Genomic DNA, 7706 nt, shown 5'->3' with positions numbered 1-7706 from the left:
GCGGTGCGCGCGCTCCAGGCCAGGCACGGCGGCGCCGCGGTCGGCCAGGCGATCGAGGCGGCGCTGGCGCGGCTCGCCGCGGACCTCGTCGCCCGCGGCGTCCGCCGGCTCGTGGTCGCCGGCGGCGAGACCTCCGGCGCGGTGGTCGACCATCTCGGGCTGAAAGCCTTCCAGCTCGGCCCCGAGATCGCCGCCGGCGTCCCCGTCCTGCGCACGGCCGGCGGCGATCCGATGCTGCTCGCGCTGAAATCCGGCAACTTCGGCGGCCGCGACTTCTTCCTGCGCGCGCTCGCCCTGATGCAGTGAGCGATACGGGTGCTTCTCGCTTCCCTGACCGCCTTCGAAAGTCTCGTCGCGCCTTCGCTCCCCCCGACGGATCTCGGGCTTGCCCGAGATCCGCACCTTGTGTGCCCAAGTCGTGTGCCCGAGTCGGGCAGGCCCGACTCGGGTGCGGGGGGGAGCCGGTAGGGCAACGCAGATCGATCGCGGCCGAACATGCCGACCAAGGAGCTTCCCATGCACGCCCTGATCCTCGGCGCCGCCGGCATGATCGGCCGCCGGCTCACCAAGGCCCTGGTCGCGTCCGGCGCCGTCGGCGGCGCGCCGCTCGACGCGCTGACCCTGATCGACGTGGTCCAGCCCGACGCGCCCGCGGGCTTCGCCGGCAACGTCCGCACCGAGGCCGCCGACTTCACCGCGCCGGGCGCGGCCGACGCCGCCATCGCCGGGCGGCCAGGCCTCGTCTTCCACCTCGCAGCCGTCGTCTCGGGCGAGGCGGAGGCGAACCTCGAGCTCGGCTACCGGGTCAACCTCGACGGCACCCGCCTGCTGCTCGATGCGATCCGCCGCGCGCACCTGGCCGACGGCTACCGGCCGAAGGTGGTGTTCACCTCCTCGCTCGCGGTGTTCGGGCCGCCGCTGCCGCCGGTGATCGGCGACGACTGGATCGTCACGCCGGCTTCCTCCTACGGCACCCAGAAGGCGATGGGCGAGTTGCTGGTCGCCGACTATTCCCGCCGCGGCTTCCTCGACGGCATCGCCTTGCGCCTGCCGACGATCTGCGTGCGCCCGGGCAAGCCGAACAAGGCGGCGTCGGGGTTCTTCTCCGGCATCATCCGCGAGCCGCTGGCCGGCCAGCCGGCGATCCTGCCGGTGCCCGAGACCGTGCGCCACTGGTTCGCGAGCCCCTCGGCCGCGATCGGCTTCCTGCTGCACGCGGCCGGGCTCGACCTCGCCCGCCTCGGGCTGCGGCGCGCGCTGACGCTGCCGGGGGTGTCGGCCACCGTGGCCGAGGAGATCGAGGCCCTGCGCAAGGTCGGCGGCGACAAGGCGGTCGCCCTGATCCGCCGCGAGCCCGATCCGGCCGTCGCCCGCGTCATCGAGACCTGGCCCGAGGCCTTCGCCACCGAACGCGCGCTCGACCTCGGCTTCACCGCCGACGCCTCGTTCGACGCGATCGTCGCCGAGCACGTCGCCGAATTCCACGCCGGGACATAAACCTATGTGACATTTCGTCAGGCACGGTCGAACCGGGGATGCGACGCGTTAGAACGGGTCGAGCCTCCGGGAAACGCATCGCCTTGTACAAGCCCATCGAAGACTACGCCGTCATCGGCGACACCCACTCGACCGCGCTGATCGCCCGCGACGGCTCGGTCGACTGGCTGTGCTGGCCGCGTCACGATTCGCCGGCCCTGTTCCTCGCGCTGCTCGACGACGACAAGGGCGGCTCCTGCCGGATCGCGTTCGAGGGCCTGCGCTCGACCTCGCGGCGCTACCTGCCCGAGACCAACGTGCTGGAGACGACCTTCGTCACCGAGACCGGCAGCGCCCGGCTGGTCGACGTGATGCCGGTCAACCCGCCGACCCCCGAGCCCGAGGAAGGGCCCGACGGCGAGGGCGAGAGCCGCCTGATCCGCCTGCTCACCTGCATCGACGGCCACGTCGCCGGGCGCTTCCTGGTGCACCCGACCTTCGACTACGCCCGCTGCGACGGCATCCCGATCGCCGACGGCGCGACGGTGCTGTTCGAGGCCGGCAAGCAGCGGCTCCGCGTCAACGCCGCGCCCGAGCCGAGGCTCGACGGCGCGGTCGCCGTGAGCCGGTTCGCGATCGCGGCGGGCGAGACCGCCTACCTCGTCCTCACCCACGGCGAGGACGGGGAGCGGGCCGCGATCGACGATTTCGCCGGCGCCGAGCGCCGGGTCGCGGCGACCATCGACTACTGGCGGCGCTGGAGCGAGCGCTGCACCTATCACGGCCCCTATCGCGACGCGGTGCTGCGCTCGGCCCTGTGCTTGAAGTTGCTGACCTACTCGCCGTCGGGCGCCATCGTCGCGGCGGCCACCGCCGGCCTGCCCGAGGCGGTTCCGGGCAACCGCAACTACGATTACCGCTTCACCTGGATGCGGGACGCGACCTTCACCGTCACCGCCTTCGTGATGCTCGGCTACGTCCGCGAGGCCTCGGAGTTCCTGCGCTTCCTGCGCGAAGCGGACGGCAGCTTCGGCCGCGACACCAAGCTGCTCTACGGCATCGCCGAGGCGATGCCGCCGGAGGAGGAGCTCGACCACCTCTCTGGCTGGCGCGACGTCGGGCCGCCGCTGATCGGCAACGCCGCCGAGGGCCAGGACCAGCACGACATCTACGGCGAGCTGGTGCGTGCGCTCTGCGTCTTCCTCGAAGCGGTCGAGTACGACCCGCCGGAGAAGGTCCACGACCGCCTGCCCGAGGTGCTCGACAACCTCACCCGCCGCGCCATCGCCTGCCGCGACGAGGCCGACGACGGCATCTGGGAGCTGCGCACCGGCCCGCGCCACCAGCTCCACACCAAGGCGATGCTCTGGGTGGCGCTGAACGACGCCGCCCGGATCGGCCGCAACATCGCGGGCGTGCCGCCGGAGAAGATCGAGACCTGGGAGCGGATCGCCGCCGAGATCCGCGCCGACTACCTGGAGAAGGCCTGGAACGAGGAGCGGCAGGCCTTCACCGGCGCCTACGGCTCGCACCACCTCGACGCGGCGGTGCTGCGCGTGGCGTTGTTCGGCGCGATCGACCCGAGCGACCCGCGCCTGCGCAAGACGCTGGCCGCGATCGAGGACGAGCTCGGCGTCGGCGACCTGATCTACCGCTACCGCATGGACGACGGTCTCGCGGGCGACGAGGGCACGTTTACCGCCTGCGCCTTCTGGCGCGTCGGCTGCCTGGCGCTCGACGGCCGCACCGGCGAGGCCAAGGCGGCGTTCGAGCGCCTGCTGGCGCGCGGCAACGACGTTGGGCTGTTCGCCGAGATGATCGACCCGGAGACCGGCGAGCAGCGCGGCAACACCCCGCAGGGCTTCTCGCACATGGCGCTGATCAACGCGGCTCTGCGCCTGCAGGACACGATCGGCCGCTTCGGCCTGCCCGAGGAGGGATGTGTTCCGGCGAAGGCGGCGGCGGAGTAGACGCAGCGTGGGGCTTTCGGCTGACCGCGCTCTCTTCCCTCCCCCCCTCTGCGGGGGAGGGTGGCCCGCGAAGCGGGTCGGGAGAGGGGAGCGCGCTATCCGGATAGGTCGCTCCCCTCTCCCGACCCTCGCTGATGCGAGGCCCACCCTCCCCCGCAGAGGGGGGAGGGAGAAGAGGCGCGATCCTTCGGCCTCGTCACCGGCCGCTCGACCCGAACCCGCCGACGCCCCGCGCCGATGCCGGCTCATCCGCGTCGGTCACGACCAGCCGCGGCCGCGCGACCCGCGTGAACACCAGTTGCGCGATGCGCTCGCCCGGCGCGATCCGGATCGGGTCGCCCGCCGGGTTGCGGTTCCAGGCCGAGATCATCAGCGGGCCCTCGTAGTCGGCATCGATCACCCCGGTGCCGTTGCCGAGCACCAGCCCGGCGCGATGGCCGAGGCCGGACCGGGGGAAGATCAGCCCGCACCAGCCGGCATCGCGGATCAGCACCGTGAAGCCCGCGGGGATCAGCGCCGGCGGCCCCTGCGGCGCGAGGTCGAGCGCCGCGTCGAGGCAGGCATGGAGGTCGAGGCCGGCGGCCTGGGCCGAGCCCCATCGCGGAAACCCCCACCCCGCCAGCCGCGGATCGAGCCCGCGGATGCCGACCTCGGGCAGCGCGTCGCTCACGGCCGGCGCGCCGCGATGGCGTCGGCCAGGGCGACGATGCGATGGGCCTCATCGGCATGGGATCGGTCGATCGTTCGGCCCCGGAACGCGGCCGTGCCGCGCTCGCGGGCGGCCGGCGCGGCGAAGGCGGCGATCGCCGCACGCGCCTGCGCGACCGCATCCGGGCTCGGGCCGAACACCGCGTTGGCGGCGGCGATCTGCGCGGAATCGATCAGCACCTTGCCGTCGAAGCCGCCGTCGCGGGCCTGCTCGGCCTCGGCGCGGAAGCCGGCCTCGTCGGCGGTCGCCTCGAACACGCCGTCGATGACGTCGATCTCGTAGGCGCGGGCCGCGGCGACGACGCTCATCAGCAGCGGCATCAGCGCCGGGCGGCCGGGGACGCCGCGGCGGATCCGGGTCGCCGCGGCGAGGTCGCCGGTGCCGACCACGAGGCAGGACAGGCGGGTGTCGACGTCGCGCGCGGCGCTGGCGATCGCGCCGACCTGCAGCACCGCGAGCGGGCTCTCGATCATCGCCCAGATCCGCAGCGCCGGCGCCGCGCCGAGGCGCCTCAAGCGGGCGCCGACGGCCACCAGGGCGTCGGGGCCGCTCACCTTCGGCACCAGGATCGCGTCGGGGCCGGCCGCGGCGATCGCCGCGAGGTCGGCCTCGCCGTGGGCCGAATCGAGCGCGTTGATGCGGACCACCACCTCGCGATGACCGTAGGCACGGCCCGTCACCGCGGCGGCCACCGTCTTGCGCGCGACGTCCTTGGCCTCGGGCGGGACGGTCTCCTCCAGATCGAGCAGCACCGCGTCGACCGGCAGGGTGCGAGCCGCTTCCAGGGCCTGCGGGTTCGAGCCCGGCAGGGACAGCACGCTGCGACGCGGACGGATCTCGGTCATGGCGGCATCTTTCCGTCGGCGGGGCGACGTCCGTAAGACAGAAGCGCCGATAGCGTTCTCCGGACGGCGAGACAAGGAGCGGGAATGGCGCGCTGGATCGCGGGACTCGACGGCTGCCGCGGCGCCTGGGCCGGCGTGCTGCTCGACCTCGACGATCCCGGCCGCCACCGCGCGGCCCTGTTTTCCACCGTCGCCGAGTGCCTCGACGGACCGGAAGCGCCGGTCTCGGTCGGCATCGACGTGCCGATCGGACTGCCGGACCGCGCGACGGGCGGAGGCCGGGCGGCCGACCGGGCCGCACGCGCCTATCTCGGCGCCGGCCGGTCGAGCGTGTTCCCGGTGCCGCCGCGCGCGGCGATCTTCGCCGACGACTACGAGACCGCCAAGGCGCTGTCGCGCGCGGGCAGCGCGCCGCCCTTCGCGCCCTCGATCCAGTGCTTCAACATCTTCCGCTACATCCGCGCGGTGGACGCCCTGCTGCGCGAGCGGCCGGCGCTGACGGCGCGCCTGCACGAGGTCCATCCCGAGATCGCCTTCCGCCGCCTCAACGGCGACCGGGCGCTGGCGGCGGGCAAGAAGGGGCCGCAGCGGCAGGCCGGGCTGGACCTGCGCCGGGCGCTCCTCGTCGCCGCCGGGCTGCCGGAGACGCTGGTTCACGGCGCACGGCCGCGCGGCGTCGGTGCCGACGACCACCTCGACGCGATGGCCGGCCTCGTCGTCGCCCGCGACATCCTCCTCGGCCGCGCGAGCCCGCTGCCGGACCTGCCCGAGCGCGACGCCCACGGCCTGCCGGCGGTGATCTGGATGCCGGCGCCGCTTCAGGGGGGCAACCGGGCCGAATCCCGCGAGCCACGCTAAGTCTGCTAACGACCTGGGCCATGAGCGAACAGACCCGAGACCCGAACCCCGCGATCCGCTACGTCGCCCGCGCGCTGGTGTTCGATCCCGCCGACCGGCTGCTGCTGATCGAGTACGAATCGGTGCACGCGCATGCGCCGGACGGCACGCCGCTGCGGTTCTGGTTCATGCCGGGCGGCGGGCTGGAGCCCGGCGAGGACCACGTCACGGCCTGCCGCCGCGAATTGTCGGAGGAGATCGGCCGGGCCGACTGCGCGATCGGCCCGCAGGTCGCGGCCTGCGACGGCCCGTTCCACCTGTTCCGGCAGTCGCGCGATGCACGCGAGCGCAATTTCCTGGTGCGTCTGCCCGACGACCGGATCGACACCAGCCGCCTGATGGAGACCGAAGACAACCCGCTGCACGGCACGCGCTGGTGGACGGTGGCCGAGCTGCTCGCCACCGAGGCGCGGATCGAGCCCGCCGGCCTCGGTCAGCTCGCCGAGCGCCTCGTCGCCGGAAACGTTCCAGACGCCCCGATCATCCTGACCTGGCAGCAAACTTGAGCGTGGAACAGGGGGCTCAGGCCACTCGTTCCGTGACGGAATTTCTCGATTGTCAGGAGGACCCATGTTTCCGACCGCGCTCACCGACGGCTACCGTTCCTTCCTCTCCGGCCGCTTTCCTACGGAGCGGAAGCGCTTCGCCGAGCTGGCGACCGCCCAAGAGCCCGAGACGCTGGTGATCAGCTGCTGCGACAGCCGGGTCGCGCCGGAAGCGATCTTCGACGTCGGCCCCGGCGAGCTGTTCGTGATCCGCAACGTGGCCGCCATCGTGCCGATCTACGAGACCGGCGGCGACTATCACGGCACCTCGGCGGCGATCGAGTTCGCGGTGCAGGGCCTCGAGGTCAAGAACATCGTCGTGCTCGGCCACGCCAGCTGCGGCGGCATCAAGGCCTACGCCAACAAGGCCAAGCCGCTCTCGAAGGGCAACTTCATCGGCAAGTGGGTCTCCCTCGTCGAGCCCGCCGAGGCGAAGGCCGGCGATTCGAGCGCGCCCGAATACCTCACCCGCCTCGAGCACGCGATGGTCAGCCAGAGCCTCGAGAACCTGATGACCTTCCCGTTCATCAAGGAACGGGTCGAGGCCGGCACCCTGAAGCTGCACGGCGCGCATTTCGGCGTGGCCACGGGCGACCTGCTGGTCCGCAATCCCGAGACCGGGGACTTCGCGCAGGCGGTCGATCGGAGCGGCGAGCCGCTGCGCCCCTCCGCGATGATGAGCTGCAGCTGACGCGTCCGGCGAGGCGGGTGCTTTCCTTCGAGAGCACCCGCCTCGCCTTTCGATCCGAGATCGATCGGAACGGAAGGGCCAGGACCGACGAAAGCCCGGACCAACGAAAAGGGCGGCAGGCTCGCGCCTGCCGCCCTGTCTCATGAGCCCCGCTCGGCGTCGGCGCCGAGCGGGATCGGACGATTACATCGCGTCGCGGGCGCCCGGCAGGCGCTGGGCCATGCCGTAATGGTGCTGCAGCACCGGCAGGGCCTGCTGTGCGTAGGTGCGAAGCGCCGGGTTCGGGCCGGACGAGGCGTAGGCCTCGGTCATGCCGATCGTCATGCGGTGCGCCTGGACCTGCTGGCTCACGTAGAGGCGGTCGAAGCGCGGGCCCGCCGGGGTGGCGGAGAGCTCCGCCAGCATCGCCTGCTGCTCGGGGCTGGGCTGAACCACCGTGGTGCCGGCCGTCTGATCGACGTCGGCATTGCCGAGGCGGCTGCCCGCTGCGGCGCCGCGCTGCGCGCCCGAGCCGAGGCCTTCGAGGCCGCCGACCGGGCCGCCGTTCAGCGTCCCGCCGACCACGCCCGCGGC

Annotated in this window: 9 protein-coding genes; 6 read left to right on the top strand and 3 right to left on the bottom strand. The window is 72.9% G+C overall.

From position 1 onward, the window contains the following. The 3 genes from FV230_RS21310 to FV230_RS21300 form a co-directional block, all read left to right on the top strand. Nucleotides 1-306: nucleotide-binding domain containing protein (locus FV230_RS21310; protein ID WP_281408310.1), on the top strand; the 306-nt coding region annotated here is incomplete at its 5' end. A 210-nt stretch (nt 307-516) separates the two neighbouring features. After that, nucleotides 517-1497: a D-erythronate dehydrogenase gene (denD, locus tag FV230_RS21305; protein ID WP_147843821.1), complete on the top strand. Its 981-nt coding sequence runs from the start codon at nt 517-519 to the stop codon at nt 1495-1497. Between the two features lie 83 nt (nt 1498-1580). After that, a complete protein-coding gene (locus tag FV230_RS21300; RefSeq protein ID WP_147843820.1) occupies nt 1581-3446 on the top strand; it encodes a glycoside hydrolase family 15 protein in 1866 nt (621 codons plus the stop codon). A 196-nt stretch (nt 3447-3642) separates the two neighbouring features. Here FV230_RS21300 and dut read toward each other — a convergent pair whose 3' ends face one another. Together dut and FV230_RS21290 are read right to left on the bottom strand one after the other, a co-directional pair. Then, a complete protein-coding gene (dut, locus tag FV230_RS21295; RefSeq protein WP_147843819.1) occupies nt 3643-4116 on the bottom strand; it encodes a dUTP diphosphatase in 474 nt (157 codons plus the stop codon). Further along, nucleotides 4113-5000: a CoA ester lyase gene (locus tag FV230_RS21290; protein ID WP_147843818.1), complete on the bottom strand. Its 888-nt coding sequence runs from the start codon at nt 4998-5000 to the stop codon at nt 4113-4115. The genes dut and FV230_RS21290 overlap by 4 nt, the downstream gene beginning before the upstream one ends. Before the next feature lie 84 nt (nt 5001-5084). On the opposite strand from FV230_RS21290, the gene FV230_RS21285 reads away from it, so the two are divergent. The 3 genes from FV230_RS21285 (at nt 5085) to FV230_RS21275 (ending at nt 7133) form a co-directional block, all read left to right on the top strand. After that, a complete protein-coding gene (locus tag FV230_RS21285) occupies nt 5085-5858 on the top strand; it encodes a DUF429 domain-containing protein (RefSeq protein ID WP_147843817.1) in 774 nt (257 codons plus the stop codon). A gap of 20 nt (nt 5859-5878) precedes the next feature. After that, the gene (locus FV230_RS21280) at nt 5879-6403 is read left to right on the top strand and encodes an NUDIX domain-containing protein (RefSeq protein WP_147843816.1); all 525 of its coding nucleotides are present in this window, start codon (nt 5879-5881) and stop codon (nt 6401-6403) included. Between the two features lie 64 nt (nt 6404-6467). Beyond that, nucleotides 6468-7133, top strand: a complete 666-nt coding sequence (locus FV230_RS21275) for a carbonic anhydrase (protein WP_147843815.1) — start codon at nt 6468-6470, stop codon at nt 7131-7133. Between the two features lie 183 nt (nt 7134-7316). Here the strand turns inward: FV230_RS21275 and FV230_RS21270 are convergent. After that, nucleotides 7317-7706: DUF4142 domain-containing protein (locus tag FV230_RS21270; protein WP_147843814.1), on the bottom strand; the 390-nt coding region annotated here is incomplete at its 5' end.

The organism is Methylobacterium sp. WL6, assembly GCF_008040095.1.
In the GTDB taxonomy this organism is placed as follows: domain Bacteria; phylum Pseudomonadota; class Alphaproteobacteria; order Rhizobiales; family Beijerinckiaceae; genus Methylobacterium.
This window is presented reverse-complemented; position numbering and strand designations above follow the sequence as displayed.

Excerpts from the sequence above, each read along its gene's own strand:
- denD (WP_147843821.1), top strand. The coding sequence starts at position 517 with ATGCACGCCCTGATCCTCGGCGCCGCCGGCATGATCGGCCGCCGGCTC.
- FV230_RS21290 (WP_147843818.1), bottom strand. The coding sequence starts at position 5,000 with ATGACCGAGATCCGTCCGCGTCGCAGCGTGCTGTCCCTGCCGGGCTCG.
- FV230_RS21285 (WP_147843817.1), top strand. The coding sequence starts at position 5,085 with ATGGCGCGCTGGATCGCGGGACTCGACGGCTGCCGCGGCGCCTGGGCC.
- FV230_RS21280 (WP_147843816.1), top strand. The coding sequence starts at position 5,879 with ATGAGCGAACAGACCCGAGACCCGAACCCCGCGATCCGCTACGTCGCC.
- FV230_RS21275 (WP_147843815.1), top strand. The coding sequence starts at position 6,468 with ATGTTTCCGACCGCGCTCACCGACGGCTACCGTTCCTTCCTCTCCGGC.